Raw genomic sequence first — 23,948 nt, forward strand, 5'->3', positions numbered from 1 at the left:
AACCGACACAGGAGGACCGAGAAGTGACCCGCATCGCCATCCGGCGCGCGTTGATCGCGGTGTACGACAAGAGCGGGCTGGAGGAGCTGGCACGCGGGCTCGACGCCGCAGGGGTGGAGATCGTCTCCACCGGCGGCACCGCCGCGAAGATCGCCTCCTTCGGCGTCCCGGTCACCCCGGTGGAGGCGCTGACCGGGTTCCCCGAGTGCCTCGACGGCCGGGTCAAGACCCTGCACCCGCGCGTGCACGCGGGACTGCTCGCCGACGGCGGCAACCCCGCCCACGTCGCGCAGCTGGAGGAGCTGGAGATCGACCCGTTCCAGCTGGTCGTCGTCAACCTCTACCCGTTCCAGCAGACCGTCGCCTCCGGCGCCTCCGACGCCGAGTGCGTGGAGCAGATCGACATCGGCGGCCCGGCGATGATCCGCGCCGCCGCCAAGAACCACGGCACCGCCGCGGTCGTGGTGGACCCGGCCGCCTACGGCGACGTGCTCGCCGCGGTCGCCGCCGGGGGCTTCACCCTCACCGAGCGCCGCCGCCTGGCGGCCGCCGCCTACGCGCACACCGCCTCCTACGACACCGCCGTGGCCTCCTGGTTCGCCGACGTCTACACGGCGGAGGAGGGCACCTGGCCCGCCTTCATGGGGGCCTCCTGGGAGCTGTCGGCCGCCCTGCGCTACGGGGAGAACCCGCACCAGCGCGCCGCGCTCTACACCGCGGGCACCGGCGGGCTGGCCGGCGCCGAGCAGCTGCACGGCAAGGAGATGTCCTACAACAACTACCTCGACGCCGACGCGGCCTGGCGGGCGGCGTGGGACTTCGCCGAGCCCGCCGTCGCGATCATCAAGCACCAGAACCCGTGCGGCATCGCGGTCGGGGCCGACGTCGCCGAGGCGCACCGCAAGGCCAACGCCTGCGACCCGGTCTCGGCCTACGGCGGCGTCATCGCGGTCAACGGCGAGGTCACCGAGGCGCTGGCCCGGCAGATCGCCGAGGTCTTCACCGAGGTCGTGGTCGCCACCGGGTTCACCGCCGGGGCGCTGGCCGTACTGACCGAGAAGAAGAACCTCCGCCTGCTGGCCTGCCCCCAGGGGCCGGCCAACCCGGCCGAGTTCCGCCGGATCGACGGCGGCCTGCTGGTGCAGACCGCCGACCGGGTGGACGCCCCCGGCGACGCGGCCGAGGCCTGGGAGCTCAAGGCGGGCCCCGCGGCGTCGGCGGAGGTCCTCGCGGACCTGGCCTTCGCCTGGAAGGCGTGCCGCTCGGTGAAGTCCAACGCGATCCTGCTGGCCGCGGGCGGTGCGAGCGTCGGCGTCGGCATGGGCCAGGTCAACCGGGTCGACTCGGCCCAGCTCGCGGTCTCCCGCGCCGGTGACCGCGCCGCCGGGTCGGTGGCGGCCTCCGACGCGTTCTTCCCCTTCGCCGACGGGCTCAAGGTGCTCGTCGACGCGGGCGTGAAGGCGATCGTGGAGCCCGGCGGCTCCATCCGGGACGACGAGGTGATCGCCGCGGCCGAGGCCGCCGGAGTCACCCTCTACTTCACCGGTACCCGCCACTTCTTCCACTAGGAGTCCCGGTGGGGGCCTCCGTGCTCCCGCCTGCGAGCCCCGGCGGGAGCCCTCGGGGCCCTCTCCGTCCGCACGGCCGTCGCGTTCCGCGGCGGCCGTGTCCGTTTCCTGCTCCCCGCCGGCGCCGTCTTCCGCCGCGTGCCGTCCTCCGCCGCCCGTGCGGGCCGTGAATCCGAGCCGGGGAGCCCGTACGGCTGCGCACGCGGCGAGCCCGTACGGCCGCGCACGCGGTGAGCCCGTGGGGCGACCGGAGCGACCGGGCGGGGGACCGGGCGGGGAAGTTCCGGAAAGCCCTACGGCGGAGGCTCCGCCCGCCGATACAGGTGGTGCCACTCGCGCGAAGCCTTCCGGCCGGCGCCGCACGGCCGCTCCTCTCCGGAACCCCGGGGCCCCGGACCGGCCGGGTGAGACAGGTCACTGGGACAGGAGACAAAAGAGTGGCGAGTTGAACACAATTTTTCGGCTCGAAAAGGTTTGGCGCGCGCTTAGCCTGTGTCATCCCTTCTCTTTCCCTTGGAGACCTCGCATGGCCGTGCTCGACTTCCTGCTCCCCGCGCTGGTGATGATCGCCGGTTTCTGGCAGAGCCCCGTCTTCCTGGTGGCGCTCGCGCTCGGTGCGGGTTACCTGGGCGCCAAGGCCGTGGAGGTCATCCCCTTCACCCGCCGGATCATCGAGCGGCGCGAGGCCGAGGCGGCCGAGCGCGGCTGACCCGCCGTACGGCACGCGGTCCGCGGGGCCGCTCCGGTGGACGGCGCGTGCGCGGTCCACCGGCGGTCCGCGGCCCCGGCTCGGCCGGTCCGGCAGGCGGTGCCGACGGCCGGGCACGGACGATCTCATGAGAAAGTTGGCATCATGAGCGCGCAGATTCTGGACGGCAAGGCCACCGCGGCGAAGATCAAGGCAAGTCTGGCGGAGCGGGTGGCCGCGCTGAAGGAGCGGGGGATCACCCCCGGGCTCGGCACGGTCCTGGTCGGCGACGACCCCGGCAGCCAGATCTACGTCGCCGGCAAGCACCGCGACTGCGCCGAGGTCGGCATCGCCTCCATCCGCAGGGACCTGCCGGACAACGCCACCCAGGCGGAGGTCGAGGAGGTCATCGACGACCTCAACGCCTCGGCCGAGTGCACCGGCTACATCGTCCAGCTCCCGCTGCCCCGGCACCTGGACACCCAGGCGCTCCTGGAGCGGATGGACCCGGCCAAGGACGCCGACGGCCTCCACCCGGTCAACCTGGGCCGCCTGGTGCACATGGTCGACGCGCCGCTGCCCTGCACCCCGCACGGCATCGTCCTGCTCCTGCAGGAGTACGGCGTGCCGCTCAAGGGCGCCGAGGTCGTCGTGGTCGGCCGCGGCATCACGGTGGGCCGCTCGCTCGGCCTGCTGCTGACCCGCCGCTCGGAGAACGCCACCGTCACCCTCTGCCACACCGGCACCCAGGACCTGGCGGCCCACACCCGGCGCGCCGACGTCGTCGTCGCCGCCGCGGGCGTGCCGCACCTGATCACCGCGGACATGGTCAAGCCCGGCGCGGCCGTGCTCGACGTCGGCGTCTCCCGGGTCGAGGGGAAGATCGCCGGTGACGTCGCCCCGGACGTGGCGGACGTCGCGGGCTTCCTGACCCCCAACCCCGGCGGGGTGGGCCCGATGACCCGGGCCCTGCTGCTCGCCAACGTGGTCGAGGCCGCCGAGCGCCAGGCCGGGATCGGCTAGGACGCCCGGCGGCCCACGGTGGTCGCCGCCGGCGAGGGCTCGGCGCCGCCGCCGGTCGCCCGCTGGGGCGGCACGACCGGGGTGGGCCTGACCAGCCCCAGGGCCACGACCTCGTTGGCCAGCCTGGTGCGCCGGTTGGTGCCCTCCGGAATCCGGAATTTCTGGTAAAGGCGGAGGAGGTGCTGCTTGACCGCCGCCTCCGTCACCACCAGATCGTCCGCGATCTCCCGCGCCGTGGCCGGGGCGACGAACGCCTCGTCCGAGAGCGCCGGCCGGCACAGCGACGTCAGCACGTCCACCTCCCGCCTGGTCAGCTCCGGCGCCGCCGCGCGGCGGAGCTCGACCTCGGGGACGAAGTCCTCGCGCGGGACCCCGCCGATCCGGCCCCGCGCGGCGCCGAAGGAGACGACGTCGCCGTCGTCGAGGACCCTCCGGGCGATCGGCCTGCCGTTCACCCGCGTGCCGTTGCGGGACAGGCCCAGGTCAACGACGTACAGGTAGGGTCCGCGCCGGACGAATTCCGCGTGCAGCCGGGACACGCTCGGATCGGTGAGCCGGATGTCGACTCCCCGGCCTCGCCCGACCGTCGTGATCTCGGGGCGCAGCGGGACCACCTCGCCGGTGTCCTCGATGCGTATGAACGGCCCCTCCACGGCAGTTCCTCCCCAGGTAGCCCGCCGTAACTGTTACTACAGCTCCGGCTTACCCAAACGAGGGGATGCGGAATCTCCTTTGCCAGAAGCAGAATCCTTCGTGAAATTGGTCTGGACCTCTCGAAAAGGTTTCCCCTGCTCACGGGTAGACTTCCGGGGAAGATAAGCGGAGGAAACACTCATGGCGGACAAGCCCACCAAAGGCCTCGCCGATGTCGTAGCCGCGTCCACAGCGCTCAGTGACATCGACGGTCAGGCCGGTCGCCTCTTCTATCGCGGATACGACATCCACGATCTGGCCGGCCGTACCACCTTCGAAGAGACCGCGCACCTGCTGCAGTGCGGCACGCTCCCCACGCGGGAGCAGCTGGCCGCCTACGGCGCGGAGCTGGTCCGGGGGCGCACGCTCGGCGCCCTCGTCGAAGCCAACGTCGCGGAGGTCGCGGCGAAGCAGGCGCCCATGGAGGCGCTGCGCACGCTGGTCTCGCTCGCCGGCGCGGACGATCCGGACAAGGACTCCAACGCTCCGGAGGCCAACCGGCGCAAGGCCGCCCGGCTGACCGCGCAGCAGCCGCTCCTGGTGGCCCGCTACCACGCGGCCAGGACCGGCACGCGGATCCCGGAGCCGGACCCGGCGCTCAGCGTCGCGGCGAACTTCCTGCTGCAGATCACCGGCCGCGCCGCCGACACCCGCGCCGTGGAGATCTTCGACGCCTGCCTCGTCCTGCACGCCGACCACACGATGAACGCCTCGACGTTCGCCGCCCGCGTCTGCGCCGCGACCCTGTCGGACATGCACTCGGCCGTCGTCGCCGCCATCGGCACGCTCAAGGGCCCGCTCCACGGCGGCGCCAACGAGCAGGTCATGCGCACCCTGGAGGCACTGGACCCGAGCGGCGTGGCGCAGGCCGTACGCGACAGGCTCGCGGCCGGCGAGAAGATCATGGGCTTCGGGCACCGCGTCTACAAGACCGAGGACCCGCGTGCCACGCACCTGCGCAAGATGTCGCAGGAGCTCGCCGAGGCCTCCGGGGACGACACCTACTACCGGATGTCCAAGGAGATGGAGGAGGTCGTCTTCGAGACGAAGGGCCTCTACCCGAACGTCGACTTCTACGCCGCGACGGTCTACCACTACCTCGGCATCCCGACCGACCTGTTCACTCCGGTCTTCTCGGTCAGCCGCATGTCAGGATGGACCGCACACGTCATCGAGCAGCACGCCGACAACCGGCTGATCCGTCCGGACAGCGAGTACATCGGCGAGCGGGACCAGAAGTGGAAGCCGATCGGCGAGCGGTGAACACCAGGACGACAGACGACCGCTGGGGACCGTACCCGCTGGTGCTTGCGGGTGCGGTCCTCGCCGTCGCCGCGGCCGTGCTGGTCGACGTCGAGTGGGGGGGATTCGCGCTCGGCGCCGTCATCATGCTGGGCGCCGCGACGAGGCTGGCCGGAGGCGGACGGCTGGCCGTACGGAAGAAGACGACCGACGCCGTCACGCTCGCCGTCCTCGGCGCCGCGCTGATGGCCGGGTCGTTGCTGCTGGAGTATCCGTGGCTCATGCCGCGATAAGTCGTCGGATGACCGGGTGGCCCTCAGGCCGCGCGCACCCGTCCGATAGCCTCAACGGCCAGTGAGCCTCAAAAGGACTGTCTGGCCCGTGTTAGTTCAGAAGGGGAACCACACGCATGCCCAAGATCAAGGTAGAGAACCCCGTCGTCGAGCTTGACGGCGACGAGATGACGAGGATCATCTGGCAGTTCATCAAGGAGCAGCTGATCCTCCCCTACCTCGACGTCGACCTGAAGTACTACGACCTCGGCATCGAGCACCGCGACGCCACGGACGACCAGGTGACGATCGACTCCGCCAACGCCATCAAGCAGTACGGCGTCGGCGTCAAGTGCGCCACCATCACCCCGGACGAGGCGCGGGTCGAGGAGTTCGGCCTCAAGAAGATGTGGAAGTCCCCGAACGGGACCATCCGCAACATCCTCGGCGGCGTGGTCTTCCGCGAGCCGATCATCATGTCCAACGTGCCGCGGCTGGTGCCGGGCTGGACCAAGCCGATCGTCATCGGCCGTCACGCCTTCGGCGACCAGTACCGCGCCACCGACGTCAAGATCCCCGGCGAGGGCTCGCTGACGCTGACCTTCACCCCGAAGGACGGCTCGGAGCCGATCGAGCTCAACGTCTTCGACTTCCCGGGCGCCGGCGTCGCCATGGCGATGTACAACCTGGACGAGTCGATCCGCGACTTCGCCCGCGCCTCGATGCGGTACGGCCTGGCCCGCAACTACCCGGTCTACCTGTCGACGAAGAACACGATCATGAAGGCCTACGACGGGCGCTTCAAGGACATCTTCGCCGAGGTGTTCGAGACCGAGTTCAAGAAGGACTTCGAGGCCGCCGGCATCTCCTACGAGCACCGCCTGATCGACGACATGGTCGCCGCGGCGATGAAGTGGGAGGGCGGCTACGTCTGGGCCTGCAAGAACTACGACGGCGACGTGCAGTCCGACACCGTCGCGCAGGGCTTCGGCTCGCTCGGCCTGATGACCTCGGTCCTGATGTCGCCCGACGGCCGCACCGTCGAGGCCGAGGCCGCCCACGGCACCGTGACCCGTCACTACCGTGAGCACCAGAAGGGCAACCCGACCTCCACCAACCCGATCGCCTCGATCTTCGCGTGGACCCGGGGCCTGGCCCACCGCGGCAAGCTCGACAACACCCCCGCGGTGACCGACTTCGCCGAGAAGCTGGAGCAGGTCTGCATCGAGACCGTCGAGGGCGGTCAGATGACCAAGGACCTCGCCCTGCTCGTCGGCGGCGACGCCCAGTGGCTGACCACCCAGGACTTCCTGGCGGCCCTGGACGAGAACCTGCAGCGGAAGATGGCGCTCTGACGACGACCGTCCGGCGGCACGGGAGGGCGGTTCCCGCTCCCCGGCCGCGCTGAGCACCACGCACAGGGAGAGGGCCGCCCGTCCGGGGCGGCCCTCTCCTCGTCTCCGGGCCGGACCCGGGGACGGGGCGTCCGACTCAGCGCTGGATGACCAGCTTCAGGTAGTAGTTGGCCGAGTAGCCGTTGAGGCCGTAGCGCGAACCTTCCACGTACCGCCAGCCGTTGTAGTTCTTGCAGCGGCCGACGGTGTAGTCACCGGGGAAGAGGCGGTCGATCTCTCTGCTGTTCACTGTGGGCCTCTCGCGCACGGAGAGGAAGGTCCTGACCCTCTGCACCTGGTAGGTGCACTCCGCCCTGGCGGTGGTGGCGGGGTCCGCGGTCGCGGTGACCGGTGCGGCGCCGAGTATGGCGATGAACGTGCTGGTCGCCCCGATGAAGAGTCCGGCGGATCGCTGGAAGTTCATCACGTTCTCCCTTTTGTGGCGATTTGGGCGTTATGTGCATAATCGTCCTATTTGTGCAGGAGAAACCGGTGATGAACCGTTATCTACCGGTCCCCGGCATCTCCATACGGAACACAGGGCCGACTCGGGTTCCGATCTCCGGAGTGAAGAACCTGAGCCCGCCGAAAAGGGGCAAGGCAGGCACGGCCCCGCGTCGGGCCTTCTCGGCCGTGATGAGGGCCGTAAGGTGCCCCCAGTGCCGCAGGCGACCCGGCGGCCATCGCCGCTCACCCGCAGCGAGGGCTGGAGCGTGGGACCGCCGAGGACGCTGAGCTGCCGGGCCGCGTCGGGGATCTCGATCGACCGGAGCGCGCCGTTCCCTTCGACCGGTTCCGCGCCCTCGACGGCCTCCCCGGACCGCACGGCCAGCCGCCAGCCGGAGCAGGCGGGGACCTGCGGATCCAGGCCCGGGCCGTAGCGGCATCGCGGAGACGCTGCGGCTGGCGCTCTCCTACGCCGTCACCGACTGCGGGACGGCCCCCGAGACGATCGATCTACGGGTCCGGGCGGATCGGTGGTGGGGGACGGCGGAGGCGGGCGGGCCCTTCGCCGAGGACGCACCGCCGTGGATCCGCGGTCCGGTCACGTCCGTCTGCGAGCTCGGGTAGTCCGTGCCGTCCGCTCCGCGCCGGCGTGTCAGCGGTCCGCGGCCGCGCCGATGGCGATCCGGTCGTCGGCGGGGAGCCCGGCCAGGCGGTGCATCCGGCCGTTGCGCACGTCGACCCGGTAGAACCCCAGGATGTCCCGGCTGGTCCGGCCGGTCAGCTCGACGACGACCTCGCGGGCGCTCAGCCAGTGCACGGCCTCGGCCGCGACGGGCTCGCCGAGCGGGGGCAGCGGCATGCGCTTGACGACCCGCCGGGAGGCGGCGTCCAAGATGTGGAGGCTGTCGTTCCCCGGCTCTCCCGAGACGGCGGCCGCGGCGTACTTCCCGCTGGGAGAGGCCGTCCAGCCCGGGTACTCCTCGTCGAGCCAGCCCGCGGACCTCTCCGCGGGCGTCGTCTCCCCGGCGGGCACGGGCGAGGTCGAACCGGTGGCGAAGTCGGTCCGGAGCCGCCGGTCGGCCAGGCGCACGGTGAAGTGGCGGCCGTCCGGGGAGACGGCGACGGAGGTGTGCTCGAGGTCGGCCGGGGTGAGCGCGGGGGACAGGTAGCGTTTCGTCCCGCTCGGCAGGTCGTGGGCGACGTACCGGAGCTCCGCCGCGCTGAGGTAGGCGAGGCGCCGGCCGTCCCGGCTGACGGCCGGGCCGAGCTCCCGCGAGCGGTCGTCGCCGTATCCCAGGTCCTGGACCGCGTCGGGGACGTGGAGCGTGGCCCTGCAGCCGCCCGGCTCGCAGGTCGCCTTGGGGAGACCGGGCCGGTCCTTCGACGGGCGGTCGGAGGTCATGGCCAGGGTCCAGCCCGAGCAGAGGACCTTCCCCGCGTACGGCGTCGCGGGACGGGCTCCCCGGCACTCGCCGGGGACCGCGTAGCGGATCACGTAGGACGTGCGCGGCGCCTTCCACGCGGTGGGTACGGCGGGCTGTGCGGTCCCTCCGGCGGAGGGCTCCGCAGAGGGCGAGGCGGAGGCCGATCCGGGGGCGGACGGCCCGGAGGAGGCCGTGGCGGCCTGCGGGACCGCGGCCGAGGCGCCGGAGCCGCGGTCGCCCGCGGCCAGCGCGGTGGTCCACACCTGGCCCTGCGGGGTCAGCGTGACGATGAACCCGACCAGCAGGGTGAGGACGGCGGCCGTCAGCAGGACCCTGCGCCTGCCGCGGCGGCGCAGGTCCGCCAGCGACCGGTCGGACAGGTCGGGGACGGAGGCCTCGCCCGCCTGCGTGGCGAACCGGTTGACCAGGCGCCTGCGGTCCCCCTTGGTGAGGGTGTCGAGCGCCTCGGTGAGCTCCGACTCCACGGTCTCCACGGGCAGGCCGAGGACGTCGGCCATCTCCTCGGGCGTCCTGCCGTCGTGGAGGCAGGCGACGGCGATGAGACGGCGGCGCGGCGGGAGCCGTACCAGGGCGGTGGCGCCGGCGGCGGTCGGCCTGCGGAGGAAGGCGCGGTAGAGCGCCGTGTGGGCGTGCGTGGCGGGGTTCTCCCACGGCGTGGGGGGCCAGGCCAGGCCCACGGTGCGGTAGGCGCGCAGGGCCAGCCGGATGGCCTGCTCGTGGCTGCCGGTGAGCAGGAGTCCGGTGCCGACGAGGGAACGCTGATCGCGCTGGACGAAGTCGCGAAAACCGATATATCGGCGCATTGGGCCTTACTCCGCATGGTTGGGGAGATCAAACGGTAGCGATCCAGGTGGCCGGAGCGCCAAATCGGGACGATTGTCAATAGTCGGCCGGTTGGAAGCGTACCGGTGCGTTCCTGTCCGTGTGCCCCCGTCGGCGTCGCCTGGCCCGGGAGGCGGCCCCGCGCCGGGGCGCCGGGACCGGGCGTCGGCGAGGTCACGTCGGGGTAACGCGGAGGGACGGGCCCTCGCCGGGACGTAAAGTTTTTCCCATCGGAGCCGGGCGAGACCGTAGGGAAGAAGATGCCGCAGATCGAGCCACTGGGAGCGGGGGAGCCGCGCCAGCTCGGCCCGTTCCGCGTCGTCGGGCGGATCGGGGAGGGCGGTCAGGGGGTCGTCTACCTGGGGACGGACGCGGCCGGGGAGCGGGTGGCGATCAAGCTGCTGCACGTGAAGTTCTCCGGTGACGCGATCGCCAGGTCACGGTTCGCGCGCGAGGCGCGGGCGGCGCAGCGGGTCGCCTCGTTCTGCACGGCGGCCGTCGTCGCCGTCGATCTGGAGGGTGACACCCCCTACATCGCCAGCGAGTACATCGAGGGCAGGTCGCTGCGGCAGGTCGTGGAGGCCGACGGCCCGCTCAGCGGCGCCCCGCTGCAGCGGCTGGCGGTCGGCACGGCCACCGCGCTCACCGCGATCCACCACGCCTCGATCGTGCACCGGGACCTCAAGCCCGACAACGTGCTCATGGCCGCCGACGGCCCCCGCGTGGTCGACTTCGGCATCGCCCGCATCATCGACTCCACCGGGACGATCACCAGCCGGGCCGTCGGCACCCCCGCCTACATGGCTCCGGAGCAGGTCTCCGGGGACGACGTCGGACCGTACACCGACGTGTTCGCGTGGGGGGCGACCATCGCGTACGCGGCGACCGGTGAGATGACCTTCGGCGGTGGCTCCATCGCCGTCGTGCTGAGCCGCATCCTGACCCAGGAGGTCGACGTCGGCATGATGCCGGAGCCGTTGCGGAGCACGGTCCGCGCGGCCCTGGCCAAGGACCCCGCCGCCCGGCCCTCGGCCGACCGGGTCCTGCTGCGCCTGCTCGGCCACCCCGAGGCGGGCGACGCCTCCCCGGCGGTGCTCACCCGGGGCGTGCAGCTCGCCAGCCCGGCGGCACCGGTCCCCGCGGGTTCCGGTGATGAGCCCGGCACGGGGCCCGATCCGGAGACGGGGACCCGCCCTCAGGCCGGGCCGGCGGGGACCGGCCCGGGGGAGGGCTCCGCCGGGACCCCGGACGGGCACGGGGACGAGGACGGGGAGGCCGGCGAGGCCACCAGCGTCATGCGCGTCCCCGGTTCGCGCCCGCAGCCGCCCGCGGTGCCCTCGACCGGGTTCCGCGACCCGCGTTTCGCGTCGGATCCGCCGGTCCGGGATCCGCGCTTCGCGCCGGATCAGCCCGTGCCGTACGGCTCCGACCGGCCCGTGCCGTACGTCTCCGACCAGACGGCGCCGTACCGTCCGCCCGGTCCGTCGGGTCCCGGGCGGTTCGACCGTCCGCCGTCCTCCGACGCCGGGCCGCCGGGCTGGGAGGCGACCCGTCCCGTCCCGCTCGAGGAGCCGGGGGCCGCCGGCGCCTCCGGGCGTCCGCGCCGGGCGCGCTGGATCGCCCTGGTGGTGGCCGTGCTGCTGATCGGGGGGGCGGCGACCGCCTACGCCACCGGCTGGCGTCCGTCGTTCCTCACCGGGACCGCCTCCGGACCCGGGCCCGAGAAGACCGGCGGGCAGGGTGGGACGAAGGGCGACTCGCTCGTGGACCGGGTGGCCGTGACCAAGCGGCTCACCGTCGGGATGCGGGACTTCCTGCCCGGCGTCGCGCTGCAGAGCGGCGGGAGGTGGGCCGGTTTCGAGGTGGACCTCGCCACCGAGATCGCCCGGGAGCTGGGGGTGCCCGCCGGCGGCGTCACCTTCCGGGCCACCCGCCTGCAGGAGCGGCCGGGGCTGCTGGCGAGCGGAGAGGTCGACATGGTCGTCGCGACCTACCCGATCGACGAGGACGGCGACGTCACGTTCGCCGGGCCGTACTACCTCGCCCACGTGGACGTGCTCGTCAGGGACGACTCGCCGATCGCCTCCCTGGCCGGGCTGGAGAACCGGCGGCTGTGCGCGCCGGCCGGGAGCTCCGCCGTGGGCGTGGTGCGGGACGCGGTGCCCAGCCTCAGGCCGGTCCCCGCGGGCAACTACGCCCAGTGCATGGACAAGCTGCTGACCGGCGAGGTCGACGCGGTCCCCGGCGACGACCTGGTGCTGGCCGGATACGCCGATCCCGCGCGGGAGGCGACCCCCAAGAGGGTGCTCGGCCTGAAGCTCACCGACGAGCGCTACGCGGTGGCGCTGAAGAAGGGCGACGAGCGCGCCTGCCGGGCCGTCCGGGCGGTGATCGCCGGGCTCTACCGGGAGGGCAGGATCAAGGAGATGCTCGACGAGCACTTCCCCGGCGTCGAGTTCCCCACGCGGGAGGACGCGCAGCCCGCCATGGCCGACTGCGGCTGACGGGACCGGCCGGGACCGGTCACGGTCGGCCGAGACCCCCGGCCGGGACAGGCGGTGACCTGCGGCGATTCCGGCCGGGACCGATCACGACCGGCCGCGACCGGCTGCCGGGACCGGTCGCGGGCTCCCGCCGCGGCTAACCCCGGGCGGCGTGTTCGATCCGGTCGGCGGTCTCCTCGGCCCAGTCCCGCATCATCCGCATCTGGCGGATCCCCAGGTCCAGGGCGTATCTCCCGAAGCGGGTCTCCCGCTCCCGCGGCTTGGACGCCTCCAGCGCCTCCAGCTCGGCCAGCCTGGCGGCGTAGACCCCCGCCTCCCTGCGGAGCAGCGGCACGGACTCCTCCGGCTCCAGCATGGGCAGCAGGAAGGCGCGCAGCGCCCCCTCGTCGCGGACCGGGCGGAAGTGCTCCTTCGTCACCAGCCAGTCGTGCAGCCGCCGGGAGCCCTCCTCGGTGACCGTGTAGGTCTTCCGGCCGCGCGGCCCCTCCTCGCCGACCGTCACCAGGCCGTCGGCGGCCATCTTGGCGAGCTCCGGATAGATCTGGCTGTGCCCGGCGTGCCAGGCGTGGTTGACCGAGCTCTCGAAGCGTTTCGTGAGGTCGTAGCCGCTCGCCGGGCCTGACGCCGTCAGCAGGCCGAGGAGCGCCATGCGCAGGGACATGCCGTCCATCCTAGCCGCGGATTGACATGTAAGAAGTGACATATCAATATCTACATGTGGCTACTGACATATCGACTCCCCCCGCGGAGACCCGCCCCGGCGACGGGCTGCTGCTGCTTGCCGTGCTGGGCGGGATGTTCCTGGCGATGCTCGACCAGACGATCGTCGGCACCGCGCTGCCCCGGATCGTCCAGGAGCTGGGCGGGGCCGACCTCTACACCTGGGTGGTCACGGCCTACCTGCTGACCTCCACGATCACCGTCCCCCTGTACGGCAGGCTCTCCGACGTCTACGGCCGCAAGCCGCTCCTGATCGTCGGCGTGGGGCTGTTCCTCGCCGGTTCGGCGCTGTGCGGCGCGGCCCAGGACATGACCCAGCTCATCGCCTTCCGGGGTCTGCAGGGGCTCGGCGCGGGCGCCCTGCTCCCGCTCTCACTGGCCCTGGTCGCCGACCTGTTCCCGCCCGGCCGGAGCGGCCGGGTGCAGGGCGCGCTGGGCGGGGTGATGGCGCTGAGCTACATCGCCGGACCGTTCCTCGGCGGGGTGTTCACCGACACGGCCGGCTGGCGCTGGGCGTTCCTGGTCAACCTGCCGATCGGCCTGGCCGTGCTCGCGATCGTCGTGGCGCGGCTGCCGCACACGGCCGGGCAGGGCCGCGGCGCCCGTCCCGACTACCTCGGCATCGCCGTGTTCACCGGGGCGATCGGGGCGCTGCTCGTCGGGCTCACCGAGAAGGGCCGGGGCGACCAGTCGTGGACCGACGCCCCGGTGCTCTGGCCGGTCGCGGTGGCCGCCGCGGGCCTGGTGCTGTTCGTCCTGGTCGAGCGGCGCGCCGCGGAGCCGATCATCCCGCTGGAGCTGTTCCGCGACCGGACCTACGCCCTGGCCAACGCCGCCTCGTTCCTCACCGCCTTCTGCCTCTACGCCGGGGTGGTATTCCTGCCCCGCTACTTCCAGGAGGCGCTGGGGCTCAGCGCCACCGAGTCGGGCCTGCGGATCTACCCGCTCATGCTCGGGATGGTGGCGGGCAGCGTGGTCACCGGCGCGCTCATCTCCAGGACCGGGAGGTACAAGCCCTGGCTGGTCGCCGGCCCCTTCCTGATCGCGGTCGGCGGGCTGCTCTGCGCCGGGCTCACGACCGCCACCTCCGGTCTCGCCCTGGCCGGCTGGATGGCCCTGCTCGGCCTGGGTATGGGACCCATGCTGTCCGGCCTCACGGTGGCGGTCCAGTTCGCGGTCCCGCCGCGCCTCATCGGTACGGCGAGCGCGAACCTGACCTTCTTCCGGCAGATCGGCGGCTCCGTCGCCCTGGCCCTGGCGGGCGGCCTCTACACCGCGGTCGTCCGAGACGAGGCCGCGTCGCACGGCCCGGAGGCGGCGCACGCCGCCGCGACGGCCGCCGTCGTCCCCTGGCTCGCCGTGGCCGGGGCCGTGCTCGCCCTGGCCGCACTGCTGGCACTGCCCGGCGGGCGAATCGGGGCACTCGCCGGAGGGCCGCCCCGGCCCGCGGAGTAACATCCCCAGCGTCAGAATTCATCCTTCGAGTGGGGGAAGGTCATGGCCCAGACTCCCGTAAAGGTCACCGTCACCGGCGCCGCCGGTCAGATCGGCTACGCGCTGCTGTTCCGCATCGCGTCGGGCCAGTTGCTGGGCGCTGACGTCCCGGTCAAGCTGAGCCTGCTGGAGGTCCCGCAGGCGGTGAAGGCCGCCGAGGGCACCGCGATGGAGCTCGACGACTGCGCGTTCCCGCTGCTGAGCGGCATCGAGATCACCGACGACCCGAACGTCGCCTTCGCCGGGGCGAACGTCGCGCTGCTGGTCGGCGCCATGCCGCGCAAGGCCGGCATGGAGCGCGGCGACCTCCTGGAGGCCAACGGCGGCATCTTCGGCCCGCAGGGCAAGGCCATCAACGACAACGCGGCCGACGACATCCGCGTCCTCGTCGTGGGCAACCCGGCCAACACCAACGCCCTGATCGCGCAGCAGCACGCGCCGGACGTCCCGGCCGAGCGCTTCACCGCGATGACCCGGCTGGACCACAACCGCGCGCTCTCCCAGCTCGCGGCCAAGCTCCAGGTCCCGGTCACCGAGATCAAGAAGATGACGATCTGGGGCAACCACTCCGCCACCCAGTACCCCGACCTGTTCCACGCCGAGGTCGGCGGCAAGATCGCGGCCGAGCAGGTGGACGAGGCCTGGCTGCGCGACACCTTCATCCCGACCGTGGCCAAGCGCGGCGCCGCGATCATCGAGGCCCGGGGCGCGTCCTCGGCCGCCTCCGCCGCCAACGCCGCGATCGACCACGTCTTCGACTGGGTCAACGGCACCGAGTGGACCTCCGCCGCGATCCCGTCCGACGGTTCCTACGGCGTCCCCGAGGGCCTCATCTCGTCCTTCCCGGTCGCCTCGCGCGGCGGCAGGTGGGAGATCATCCAGGGCCTGGAGATCGACGCCTTCTCCCGCGAGCGCATCGACGCCTCGGTGCGCGAGCTGGTGGAGGAGCGCGACGCCGTCCGCGCCCTCGGCCTGATCTGAGCGCGACGCCTGACCTGAGCGCGACGCCGTCCGCGTGCCGTCCGGGCCCCGGTCTGATCCGGGCGAGGACGCGGGCGTACGGCAGGAGCCCCGGACCTCCGCGGTCCGGGGCTCTTTCGTGTCACCCGCGAACCTCAACGTGGTCCCCTCCTCGGGGATCAGATCGAAATCCTCCGTTTTCAGGCGGAGGAGGGTGTCAGATGCCCCGGTGATGGCGGAGCCATGACGTGTCGTTCGGCCCGCCGATCATGATCAACGCGTTCAATGATCACTGATCGTCGGGGGAGCGGTGTTGAAGGTGCATGGTGCGGCGCGGGTCGTCGCCGGAGTGATGGGTCTGGTTCTCGCGGGAGCGCCGGAGGCGGCGACGGCGGGGGCCGCGGAGAAGAGGACGGCGCGGGTGGGCGCCGTGGAACCGGGGGCGGCTCCGGCGGCCGGCAGGGCCGCGTGGGGCGGTGCGGACCTGTCCGTGCGCATGGAGGCGTCGCCGCGGCGCGCGCGGCCGGGGCGGCGGCTGGTCTACCGGGTGCGGGTGCGCAACTCGGGGCCGGGCGACGCGGTGCTGCCCGTGCTCACCGTCCGGCTGCCGAAGGCGGTGCGGATCCGCTACGTCGACGTCGCGGAGTGCCGCCCCGGCCGGTCGGCGCGCGAGGTGGTCTGCGCCTCCCGCCGGGACGTGCCGGCGGGAGGCGACGGCAAGGTGACGATCACCGGGGTGGTCCGGCCGGGCGCGCGCGGCCCGCTGCGGGCCACCGCCGTGCTCTCCTCCCGGGTCGTGGACGGGGACGAGACCGACAACGCGGTCCGCACGGTGACCCCCGTGACGAGGCGGGGCGCGCGGTGACCCGCACGGGGCGCCGGGGCGCCGGGGCGCCGGTTCAGCGGGGCAGGGCCGCCCAGGCGTCGGCGACGATGTCCCGCACCTCCGGGTGCTCCGGCTTCCAGCCGAGCTCTCGCTGGATCTTCTCGGAGGAGGCCACCAGCACGGCCGGGTCCCCGGCGCGGCGCCCGCCCACGACCGCCGGGATCGGGTGCCCGGTCACCTCGCGGCAGACCGACACGACCTCCTGGACCGAGAAGCCGGCCCCGCTGCCCAGGTTGTAGACCTTGTGCTCGCCCGGCGTGCAGGCGTCCAGCGCGAGCAGGTGGGCGCGGGCCAGGTCGGACACGTGGATGTAGTCGCGCACGCATGTCCCGTCGGGGGTCGGGTAGTCCGTGCCGAACACGTTGACCGACTCGCGCTGTCCCAGCGCCACGGCGAGGACATTGGGAATCAGGTGGGTCTCCACGGTGTGGCGCTCGCGGTAGACCCGGCCGTCGGCCGCGGTGTACGCGCCGCCCACGTTGAAGTAGCGCAGGCTGACCGGGGCCAGGCCGTACATCCCGGCGAAGGCGGTGAGCGCGGTGTCGACCGCGAGCTTGGAGGCGCCGTAGGGGTTGGTCGGGCGGGTCGGGTCGGTCTCCACGATGGGGGAGCGCTCCGGCTCGCCGTACGTGGCGGCGGTGGAGGAGAACACGATGCGGCCGACGCCGGCGGTGCGCATGGCGTCCAGCAGGGCCAGGGTGCCGCCCAGGTTGTGCGCCCAGTAGAGCCCGGGCCTCTCCACGGACTCGCCGACCAGGGACTTGGCGGCGAAGTGCAGCACGCCGTCCATCCCCTCCAGCACGGCGGCGGCGTCGGTGATGGAGCCCTGCACGAAGCGCGCGCCGGACGGCACCGCGTCGGCGTGGCCGGTGGAGAGGTCGTCGAGCACGGTGACCTCGTGGCCCGCCTCGGTGAGCTGGGCCGCCACGACGCTCCCGATGTAGCCGGCTCCCCCGGTGACCAGCAGTTTCACGAGCCCTCCTGTTTGATGGTGTTTGAAGATGTTTATTTATGTAAGCCTACCGCCAGCATATGCTGGCTCATCCAATATCGGCGAGAGTCGGAACGGGCGACGGCCATGACGGAGCGGGTGTCGTGAACAGTGTCCTGGCCAACATCGCGCTGGTCCTGCTCTTCGTCCTGATCGGTGGATTCTTCGCGGGCGCGGAGATGGCCATGGTCTCCCTCCGGGAGAGCCAGGTGCGCAGGCTCGGCGCGCGGGGGCGCAGGGGGGCCAGGGCCGCGAAGCTCGCCCGCGACCCCAACCGCTTCCTGTCGGCCGTGCAGATCGGCGTCACCGTGGCGACCATGCTGTCGGCGGCGTTCGGCGCCGACACCCTGGCCAAGGACCTGGTGCCCGTGCTGACCGGCTGGGGCGCGCCGGCCGCCGTCGCCGCACCCGCCGCGCTGGTGCTGGTGACCCTGGTGATCTCCTACTTCTCCCTGGTGCTGGGCGAGCTGGCGCCCAAGAGGCTGGCCCGGCAGCGGGCCGAAGGGCTCTCCCTCCTGGTGGCGCCGTTCCTGGACCGGGTGGCCGCGCTGTCGCGGCCGGTCATCTGGGCGCTGTCGAAGTCCACCGACGGCGTGGTCAGGCTGCTCGGCGGCGATCCCGAGGCGGACCGGGAGGAGATGTCCACCGAGGAGCTGCGCGACATGGTGGTCGGCCACCAGGAGCTGGCCGAGGACGAGCGCAGCCTGATCGCGGAGGTCTTCGCGGCGGGCAAGCGGCAGCTCCGCGAGGTGATGCTGCCCCGCACCGAGGTGGAGTTCATGTCCGTCGACACCCGGCTCGCCGAGGCCGCCGTCCTGGCCGCCGCCATGCCGCACTCCCGCTTCCCCGTCTACCGGGACTCCTACGACGACGTCATCGGGTTCGTGCACATCAGGGACCTGCTCGACCCGGTCCTGACCGGGTCGATCGAGCCGATCGGCGAGCTGGTGCCGATCCGGCCGGTCAAACTGGTGCCCGCCAGCAAACGGGTGCTGAACACGCTGTCGGAGATGCGCGACGAGGGGCAGCACCTGGCGATCGTGGTGGACGAGTACGGCGGCACGGCGGGCATCGTCACGCTGGAGGACCTGGTCGAGGAGCTCATCGGCGACATCCGCGACGAGCACGACGTCACCGGCGAGCAGGCGGTGCTGCCCGCCGGGCAGGTCGAGCTCGACGGACTGGCGAACCTCGACGAGGTGGCGGGCGAGACCGGCATCCGGCTGCCCGACGGGCCCTACGAGACCCTCGGCGGGTTCGTGATGGCGGCCCTCGGGCACCTGCCCGCGGTGGGGGAGCGGGTCGAGGTCCCCGGCTTCGAGCTGTCGGTCACGGAGCTGGACGGGCGCAGGGTGGCACGGGTGCGGATCGAACGCCGCCCCGAGGAGGGCCCGCCCGCCCCGGATCTTCCTCTCGATTCCCCCGATTCCGGATCGGCGACCGCGGATTCCGGTACGGCTTCCGCGTCGGAGTCCCCGAGCACTCCCGGCGCCTGACAGAATTACCGACTATGGCCAGTCCCCGTGTCCTGTCCGGAATCCAGCCCACCGCCGACTCCTTCCACCTGGGCAACTACCTGGGTGCCGTGCGGCAGTACGTCGCGCTGCAGGAGGGCCACGACGCCTTCTACTGCGTCGTCGACCTGCACGCGATCACGGTGGACTACCAGCCCGAGGCGCTGCGGCGGCGCTCCAGGATCGCCGCGGCCCAGCTCTTCGCCGTCGGCCTGGACCCGGAGCGGTCCACGGTCTTCGTGCAGAGCCACGTGCGCGAGCACACCGAGCTGGCCTGGGTCCTGATGTGCCTCACCGGGATGGGCGAGGCCGGGCGGATGACCCAGTTCAAGGACAAGTCCGCCAAGTACGGCGAGAGCTCGGCCGGGGTCGGCCTGTTCACCTACCCGATCCTGCAGGCGGCCGACATCCTGCTCTACGGGGCGGACAAGGTCCCGGTCGGAGCCGACCAGAAGCAGCACCTGGAGCTCACCCGCGACCTGGCGCAGCGCTTCAACCACCGCTTCGGCGAGACCTTCACGCTGCCCGAGCCCTACATCGTCAAGGGCGTCGAGAAGATCACCGATCTGCAGGAGCCGACGGCCAAGATGTCGAAGTCGTCCTCCTCTCCCGCGGGCATCCTGGACCTGCTGGAGCAGCCGGGGCCGCTCCGCAAGAAGGTCATGCGGGCCGTCACCGACACCGGCACCGAGATCGCCTTCGACGAGGAGAACAAGCCCGGCATCGCCAACCTGCTGCGCATCCTGTCGGCGCTGACCGCCACGCCGATCCCCGACCTGGAGGCCCGCTACGCCGGGCAGGGCTACGGCACCTTCAAGAAGGACGTCGCCGAGGCCGTCGTGGAGACCTTCACGCCGATCCGGGAGCGCACCGAGAAGTTGCTCGCCGACGAGGACGAGCTCGACAAGCTGCTCGCCGCCGGCGCCGCGCGGGCCCGTGCGGTGGCCGCCGAGACCATGGCGAAGGTCCGCGACCGGGCGGGGTTCCTCCCCGCTCCCTGAGCGATTCCCGCCCGCCGCCGGGGTAGGAAGGCGGCGTGACGGGTCTGCGGGAACGGATCGGCGCGCTGCGCGAGTGGGGCGGGCGCGAGGTCGAGACCGACCGGATCAGGTGGCCCTGGCTGGACCACCTGATCCGGACGGTGCAGCGCTACCAGATCCAGTCGGGCGACCGGCTGGCCGGCGCGGTGACCTACTTCGCCTTCCTGTCCTTCTTCCCGATCATCGCGCTGGCCTTCGCCGTCGCGGGCTTCCTGCTGTCGGAGCGGCCGGGCGCCGAGGAGACCCTGCGGAAGGCCATCGACGAATACCTCCCCGGCCTGGCCGCCAAGCTCCCGATCGACCAGATCGCCGAGGCCAAGGCCGGTGCGGGTCTGCTCGGCCTGCTCGGCCTGCTCTACGCCGGTCTCGGCGCGATCGACGCCCTGCGCGGGGCGCTGCGCGAGATCTCCATGACCACCGAGCCGCCGCTCGGCTTCCTGCCCGGCAAGCTCCGCGACCTGGCGGCCCTGGTCCTGGTCGGCTTCACGATGCTCCTCTCGGTCGCGGTCGGCGGCGTCGCCACGCAGGCCAGCGGGAGCGTGGCCCGGTGGCTGGGCCGGTCGGAAGGACTCACCGGAGCCGGTGCGGTCTGGGCGGCGGGACTGGCGGTCAGCGTGGCCGCCGACACCGTGGTCTTCCTCATCGTCCTGGGCTGGTTGGGCCGCTCCACCCAGCCCTTCCGGGTGGTGCTGCGCGGCGCGCTGCTGGGCGCGGTCGCCTTCGCCCTGCTCAAGCAACTCGCCGCGCTCCTGCTCTCGTTCACCCTGAACAACGCCCTCTACGGGGTCTTCGCGGTGATGGTCGGCCTGCTGATCTGGATCAACTTCTCCGCCCGGGTGGTGATGTACACCGCGGCCTGGACGGCCACCGCCTCCCTCGGCCCGCCGCCCGATCCGACCCCGGTGCCGGGCGGGGACGCCCTGGCCGCCGGAGACTGAGAGGGCCGTGCTCCGGCGAAGCCCCGCGGACTGCGAGCCGCGGCGGCCGTACACCGGGCAGGCGGCGCCGCCGAGGGGAAGCTCCGTGGACTACGAGCGGCGGCGGCCGTACACCAGCCAGGCGGCGCCGCCGAGCAGGGCCGCGACGGCGGCCGCGGCCGCGTAGGGCAGCACGGAGCCGGAATCCCCGGCGGGGCGTGCGGCCCCGGCGGGTTCCCGCGCCGCGGCCGGGCCCTGGGCGGGCGGGTTCGCGGCCTGGGCCTGGGCGGTCGGCAGCGGGGCCGGCTCGGGGACGGGCTCGACCAGGCGGCCGACCGGGACGGCCCTGCCGCGGGCGGCGAAGCCCCAGTCGAGCAGGTCGGCGATGTCCTCCCACATGTAGCCGTCGTGCCGCATGATCGTCACGATGACGGTGTGGCCGTTGCGCTTGGCCGCGCCGACGAAGCTGGCCAGAGCCTTGGAGGTCCAGCCGTTCTTGACGCCGATCATGCCCTTGTAGCGCCAGAGCAGCTTGTTGTGGTTGCCGATCTCGTAGTAGCCCTTGGGCGCCGGGAACTTGTCCGTCTTCAGGCTGACGTACCGCCGGAAGTCGGGGTTGGCCAGGCCGGCGCGTGCGATCAGCGCCAGATCGTAGGCGGAGCTGCTCTGGCCGGGCTTGTCGAGCCCGTTGGGCGTCTTGGCCACCGTGTCGAAGGCCTGCAGCCGCCGGGCCTCGGCGTTCATGTCGGCGAGCGTCCTGTCCAGGCCGCCGTTGGCCTCGGCCAGCGCCACCGCGGCGTCGTTGCCGGAGACCAGCAGCAGGGCCTTGAACAGGTCCTCGACGGTGTAGAGCGGCTTGGGCACCAGCCCGACCGCGCTGCCCTCGACGTTGACGGCGTTCCTGCTCGGCCTGACCTTCTTCGCCTTGTCGAGCTTCGGGATGAGGGCCAGGGCGGTCAGCGCCTTGAGCGTGCTCGCCGGCAGGTAGCGGCCGTGCGCGTTCTTGGCGGCGAGCACCTCGCCGGTGTCGGCGTCCGCGATCACGTAGGACTTCGCCGAGGTCTTGGGCGGGGCCTTCAGCCCGGTGGGGAAGACGATGCCCCGTTCGCCCAGGCGCACGCCGCCGACGGGTTCACGGCCGCTGGGGTCCCATGCCCCGGCCGGCGCGCCGTACGCGGACGGTGCGGCCTGTGCGGTCCGGGCCTGCGCGGGCGGTGCGGCCTGTACGCTCTGCGCGGGCGGCGCGGCCTGTACGGCCTGCGCGGGCGCGCCCAGGAAGGTGACCGTCGCGAGCAGCACCCCTGCGGGTGCGACGTGTTTCATCCCCATAGTGATCTCAGGGTAGCTTTGTGGTGATTCGCCTGCGTTCGCATGCGGGAGCTCATCCCCGGCCCCGGGACGAGCCACGCTGCGGGATACGGACATAATGCAAATGTCGCGAAAGATCGCCGGATTTCTGGTCGCGCTTGCCGCTTTCATGATCGTCGAGTGGATCAACCTTGGGTTCAACCTGCAGGACGGCCACCCCACGGCGTTCTACGTGGTGCACGGCGTCCTGGTCGCGGTCAACGTCGGGCTCGGGCTCGTGCTCGGGTTCATCGGCCTGCGCGGGCTGGGCGGCCTGCGGGGACTTCGGGGACTTCGGGGACTGCGCGGCCTACGCGGCGGGGTGCAGCGTCCGCAGGGTCCGCCGGTGTAGCTCGGCGGCCTCCTCCGCGGAGTTCCCGATGCTGGTGAAGCCGAGCTTGCCGAACTCGGGGATCGCGCCCAGCAGGTGCAGCACGTTCCCGGTCCGCGCCTCGCCGTCGAAGCCGAGACCCCGGTCGCGCAGGAGCTCGACGACCTCCCGCGGCTTGCGGCCCCGCAGCCGGGGGACGGCGCAGTTGTCCGTGGCGACGTAGTACTTGGGCTGGCCCGAGCACATCAGCAGGCCGGTCCCGGGGTCGTAGACGGCTCCGGTGGTGAGCAGCGCGGCCCCGAAGGGGTGGGTGGTGCCGCCGATGCGCAGGTTGATCTCGCACAGCAGCGTCCGGTAGCCGCCGTCGGTCTTCACGGCGAAGAAGTCCATCCCGAACAGCCCCACCACGCCCCGGCGGGCCAGCACCGCGGCGATCCGCCCGGCGCACTCGCCCACCTCGGCGCGGTAGTCCTGGCTGGCGGGGAAGGTGCAGCCCTGGTACACGTCGCCGTTCGGGCCGCCGAGGACCTGCTCGTGCGTGGCGACCACGTCGTAGGCGCCGCCGGGCGTGATCCTGGCCAGCGCGCTGGGGGAGCGCAGCGGCCGGTCCTCGATGAACTCCTCGATCACCGCGCCCCGCGCGGCGATCTTCTCCGCGAAGGTGGCCCAGTTCTCCTCGGCGGCGGAGAAGCTCGTACGGCAGGCGGTCAGGCGCGGGTCGTCCTTGACCACGATGGCGTTGCCCAGCCCCGAGTAGCTGTTGTTGAGTTTGACCATCAGCCGGCCGCCCCGGCCGAGCGCGCGGGCCGCGTGCTCGACCTCGGTCAGCGACCGCAGGTCGGTGAAGCCGGGGACGAGGGGGACCCCCGCCTCGTCGCCGACCATCCGGCTCCCGCTCTTGGAACCCAGGTGGGCCAGGGCGGTGGCCGGGCCGTAGACCGGCAGCCCAGTCAGCCCGGATAGCCGCTCCTCCGACTCGCTGACCACGAAGGGCACCATCCACGCGTCCCGGACGTCGCCCGGCGCGTTGCGGATCCGCGCCAGGACGTCGGGCCGGCTCAGGATCTTGTCGGTGAGCGGCAGGGGGCGCGGATCATCCAAACTGATCATTTCAAGGCGTCCGCGGGCCTCGCCCGGGTCGTCGAGGAAGCCCAGGTAGTAGTCCACGATCGCCGGGTCCACCTGGACCGAGCTGAGGTAGACGACCTTCACCTCCGGCCGTTTCAGGGTGAAGAGCAGGAAGAGCAGCCGCTCCTCGTAGCAGCGCGCCCCGGTGATGATCCGGAGCTCGTCCTGGGGCAGTGAGAGCGAGGGGATGACCACCACGGTTCCCTCGTTAGGTTCGAAGATGCTCAATCTGGAGTGCTTCTCCCCAAATGGGATATTAGTGATCATAAGCGGAGTGAACCACGCATTCTTTCCGGTTGCATCAGTCCGCCGGGTTCGATGAGCGGTACCTCGAGGTCATGGAAGTTGCCAGGTCGGGCGATGTTTCAACCCCCCGCGGCCCGGGGTGCCAGGTGCCCGTCATCCGGTAGGACTACCGTTCCCTGGCTAATCCGAGTCATTCGTCATGGTTCGGATGGGTCAGGAGGGACAGGAGACGGGTATGGGGCGACAAAACATTTGGTGCAGATGTCGGCGCGGGGC

Annotated in this window: 21 protein-coding genes; 14 read left to right on the forward strand and 7 right to left on the reverse strand. The window is 72.2% G+C overall.

What is annotated here, in order from left to right:
• Positions 1-23: 23 nt before the first annotated feature.
• The 3 genes from purH to HS048_RS08640 all read left to right on the forward strand — a co-directional run bounded on the left by purH (position 24) and on the right by HS048_RS08640 (position 3,279).
• Entirely contained in the window at positions 24-1,568 is a 1,545-nt protein-coding gene (gene purH / locus HS048_RS08630; protein WP_196466637.1) for a bifunctional phosphoribosylaminoimidazolecarboxamide formyltransferase/IMP cyclohydrolase, read from the forward strand.
• Positions 1,569-2,094: 526 nt separating this feature from the next.
• The gene (locus HS048_RS08635) at positions 2,095-2,277 is read left to right on the forward strand and encodes a hypothetical protein (RefSeq protein WP_068896650.1); all 183 of its coding nucleotides are present in this window, start codon (positions 2,095-2,097) and stop codon (positions 2,275-2,277) included.
• A 144-nt stretch (positions 2,278-2,421) separates the two neighbouring features.
• Positions 2,422-3,279, forward strand: a complete 858-nt coding sequence (locus HS048_RS08640; protein ID WP_068896651.1) for a bifunctional methylenetetrahydrofolate dehydrogenase/methenyltetrahydrofolate cyclohydrolase — start codon at positions 2,422-2,424, stop codon at positions 3,277-3,279.
• On the opposite strand, the gene HS048_RS08645 is transcribed toward HS048_RS08640, so the two are convergent.
• Positions 3,276-3,932 carry an FHA domain-containing protein gene (locus tag HS048_RS08645; protein ID WP_068896652.1) on the reverse strand — a complete coding sequence of 219 codons (657 nt, stop codon included), beginning with the start codon at positions 3,930-3,932 and terminating at the stop codon, positions 3,276-3,278. The genes HS048_RS08640 and HS048_RS08645 overlap by 4 nt on opposite strands.
• 181 nt (positions 3,933-4,113) lie before the next feature.
• On the opposite strand from HS048_RS08645, the gene HS048_RS08650 reads away from it, so the two are divergent.
• The 3 genes from HS048_RS08650 to HS048_RS08660 all read left to right on the forward strand — a co-directional run bounded on the left by HS048_RS08650 (position 4,114) and on the right by HS048_RS08660 (position 6,841).
• Entirely contained in the window at positions 4,114-5,235 is a 1,122-nt protein-coding gene (locus HS048_RS08650; protein ID WP_068896653.1) for a citrate/2-methylcitrate synthase, read from the forward strand.
• Positions 5,232-5,507: a DUF3017 domain-containing protein gene (locus HS048_RS08655; RefSeq protein WP_068896654.1), complete on the forward strand. Its 276-nt coding sequence runs from the start codon at positions 5,232-5,234 to the stop codon at positions 5,505-5,507. The genes HS048_RS08650 and HS048_RS08655 overlap by 4 nt, the downstream gene beginning before the upstream one ends.
• Before the next feature lie 116 nt (positions 5,508-5,623).
• The gene (locus tag HS048_RS08660) at positions 5,624-6,841 is read left to right on the forward strand and encodes an NADP-dependent isocitrate dehydrogenase (protein ID WP_196466638.1); all 1,218 of its coding nucleotides are present in this window, start codon (positions 5,624-5,626) and stop codon (positions 6,839-6,841) included.
• A gap of 136 nt (positions 6,842-6,977) precedes the next feature.
• Here the strand turns inward: HS048_RS08660 and HS048_RS08665 are convergent, their stop codons facing one another.
• Positions 6,978-7,304 (reverse strand): hypothetical protein, encoded by a 327-nt coding sequence (locus HS048_RS08665; RefSeq protein WP_196466639.1) that lies wholly within the window; start codon positions 7,302-7,304, stop codon positions 6,978-6,980.
• A 675-nt stretch (positions 7,305-7,979) separates the two neighbouring features.
• The gene (locus tag HS048_RS08670) at positions 7,980-9,575 is read right to left on the reverse strand and encodes a sigma-70 family RNA polymerase sigma factor (protein WP_196466640.1); all 1,596 of its coding nucleotides are present in this window, start codon (positions 9,573-9,575) and stop codon (positions 7,980-7,982) included.
• 279 nt (positions 9,576-9,854) lie between these two features.
• Between HS048_RS08670 and HS048_RS08675 the strand changes: the two genes are divergently transcribed.
• Positions 9,855-12,098 (forward strand): serine/threonine-protein kinase, encoded by a 2,244-nt coding sequence (locus HS048_RS08675; protein ID WP_196466641.1) that lies wholly within the window; start codon positions 9,855-9,857, stop codon positions 12,096-12,098.
• 136 nt (positions 12,099-12,234) lie between these two features.
• On the opposite strand, the gene HS048_RS08680 is transcribed toward HS048_RS08675, so the two are convergent.
• Positions 12,235-12,759 (reverse strand): PadR family transcriptional regulator, encoded by a 525-nt coding sequence (locus HS048_RS08680; RefSeq protein WP_068896738.1) that lies wholly within the window; start codon positions 12,757-12,759, stop codon positions 12,235-12,237.
• A 56-nt stretch (positions 12,760-12,815) separates the two neighbouring features.
• Between HS048_RS08680 and HS048_RS08685 the strand changes: the two genes are divergently transcribed.
• The 3 genes from HS048_RS08685 (at position 12,816) to HS048_RS08695 (ending at position 16,137) form a co-directional block, all read left to right on the forward strand.
• Positions 12,816-14,273 (forward strand): MDR family MFS transporter, encoded by a 1,458-nt coding sequence (locus HS048_RS08685; RefSeq protein ID WP_068896660.1) that lies wholly within the window; start codon positions 12,816-12,818, stop codon positions 14,271-14,273.
• Positions 14,274-14,315: 42 nt separating this feature from the next.
• Positions 14,316-15,293, forward strand: coding sequence for a malate dehydrogenase (locus HS048_RS08690; protein WP_068896661.1), 978 nt, complete (start codon positions 14,316-14,318; stop codon positions 15,291-15,293).
• 298 nt (positions 15,294-15,591) lie between these two features.
• Positions 15,592-16,137, forward strand: coding sequence for a hypothetical protein (locus tag HS048_RS08695; protein WP_307832549.1), 546 nt, complete (start codon positions 15,592-15,594; stop codon positions 16,135-16,137).
• 34 nt (positions 16,138-16,171) lie between these two features.
• Here the strand turns inward: HS048_RS08695 and galE are convergent, their stop codons facing one another.
• On the reverse strand, positions 16,172-17,131 hold the full coding sequence (galE, locus tag HS048_RS08700) for a UDP-glucose 4-epimerase GalE (protein WP_196466643.1): 960 nt from the start codon (positions 17,129-17,131) through the stop codon (positions 16,172-16,174).
• 122 nt (positions 17,132-17,253) lie between these two features.
• Here galE and HS048_RS08705 point away from each other — a divergent pair, with 122 nt between their 5' ends.
• From HS048_RS08705 to HS048_RS08715, 3 genes are read left to right on the forward strand one after another with little or no spacing between them, the layout of a single operon-like run.
• Positions 17,254-18,645 carry a hemolysin family protein gene (locus HS048_RS08705; RefSeq protein ID WP_307832392.1) on the forward strand — a complete coding sequence of 464 codons (1,392 nt, stop codon included), beginning with the start codon at positions 17,254-17,256 and terminating at the stop codon, positions 18,643-18,645.
• Between the two features lie 14 nt (positions 18,646-18,659).
• The gene (gene trpS / locus HS048_RS08710; RefSeq protein WP_196466645.1) at positions 18,660-19,664 is read left to right on the forward strand and encodes a tryptophan--tRNA ligase; all 1,005 of its coding nucleotides are present in this window, start codon (positions 18,660-18,662) and stop codon (positions 19,662-19,664) included.
• Between the two features lie 35 nt (positions 19,665-19,699).
• On the forward strand, positions 19,700-20,641 hold the full coding sequence (locus HS048_RS08715) for a YihY/virulence factor BrkB family protein (protein ID WP_068896665.1): 942 nt from the start codon (positions 19,700-19,702) through the stop codon (positions 20,639-20,641).
• A gap of 90 nt (positions 20,642-20,731) precedes the next feature.
• Here the strand turns inward: HS048_RS08715 and HS048_RS08720 are convergent, their stop codons facing one another.
• Positions 20,732-21,943, reverse strand: coding sequence for a D-alanyl-D-alanine carboxypeptidase family protein (locus HS048_RS08720; RefSeq protein ID WP_084008232.1), 1,212 nt, complete (start codon positions 21,941-21,943; stop codon positions 20,732-20,734).
• Between the two features lie 109 nt (positions 21,944-22,052).
• Here HS048_RS08720 and HS048_RS08725 point away from each other — a divergent pair, with 109 nt between their 5' ends.
• Positions 22,053-22,319 carry an SCO4848 family membrane protein gene (locus HS048_RS08725; RefSeq protein ID WP_230880775.1) on the forward strand — a complete coding sequence of 89 codons (267 nt, stop codon included), beginning with the start codon at positions 22,053-22,055 and terminating at the stop codon, positions 22,317-22,319.
• On the opposite strand, the gene HS048_RS08730 is transcribed toward HS048_RS08725, so the two are convergent.
• A complete protein-coding gene (locus HS048_RS08730; protein WP_230880776.1) occupies positions 22,278-23,654 on the reverse strand; it encodes a peptide ligase PGM1-related protein in 1,377 nt (458 codons plus the stop codon). The two genes, HS048_RS08725 and HS048_RS08730, sit on opposite strands and share 42 nt — an antisense overlap.
• Positions 23,655-23,948: the final 294 nt, after the last annotated feature.

It is taken from the genome of Planomonospora sp. ID91781, from assembly GCF_015711595.1.
Taxonomy (GTDB): domain Bacteria; phylum Actinomycetota; class Actinomycetes; order Streptosporangiales; family Streptosporangiaceae; genus Planomonospora; species Planomonospora parontospora.

Excerpts from the sequence above, each read along its gene's own strand:
- HS048_RS08640 (WP_068896651.1), top strand. The coding sequence starts at position 2,422 with ATGAGCGCGCAGATTCTGGACGGCAAGGCCACCGCGGCGAAGATCAAG.
- trpS (WP_196466645.1), top strand. The coding sequence starts at position 18,660 with ATGGCCAGTCCCCGTGTCCTGTCCGGAATCCAGCCCACCGCCGACTCC.
- HS048_RS08725 (WP_230880775.1), top strand. The coding sequence starts at position 22,053 with ATGTCGCGAAAGATCGCCGGATTTCTGGTCGCGCTTGCCGCTTTCATG.
- HS048_RS08635 (WP_068896650.1), top strand. The coding sequence starts at position 2,095 with ATGGCCGTGCTCGACTTCCTGCTCCCCGCGCTGGTGATGATCGCCGGT.
- HS048_RS08720 (WP_084008232.1), bottom strand. The coding sequence starts at position 21,943 with ATGAAACACGTCGCACCCGCAGGGGTGCTGCTCGCGACGGTCACCTTC.
- HS048_RS08650 (WP_068896653.1), top strand. The coding sequence starts at position 4,114 with ATGGCGGACAAGCCCACCAAAGGCCTCGCCGATGTCGTAGCCGCGTCC.
- HS048_RS08675 (WP_196466641.1), top strand. The coding sequence starts at position 9,855 with ATGCCGCAGATCGAGCCACTGGGAGCGGGGGAGCCGCGCCAGCTCGGC.
- HS048_RS08680 (WP_068896738.1), bottom strand. The coding sequence starts at position 12,759 with ATGTCCCTGCGCATGGCGCTCCTCGGCCTGCTGACGGCGTCAGGCCCG.
- HS048_RS08670 (WP_196466640.1), bottom strand. The coding sequence starts at position 9,575 with ATGCGCCGATATATCGGTTTTCGCGACTTCGTCCAGCGCGATCAGCGT.
- HS048_RS08660 (WP_196466638.1), top strand. The coding sequence starts at position 5,624 with ATGCCCAAGATCAAGGTAGAGAACCCCGTCGTCGAGCTTGACGGCGAC.
- HS048_RS08665 (WP_196466639.1), bottom strand. The coding sequence starts at position 7,304 with ATGAACTTCCAGCGATCCGCCGGACTCTTCATCGGGGCGACCAGCACG.
- HS048_RS08690 (WP_068896661.1), top strand. The coding sequence starts at position 14,316 with ATGGCCCAGACTCCCGTAAAGGTCACCGTCACCGGCGCCGCCGGTCAG.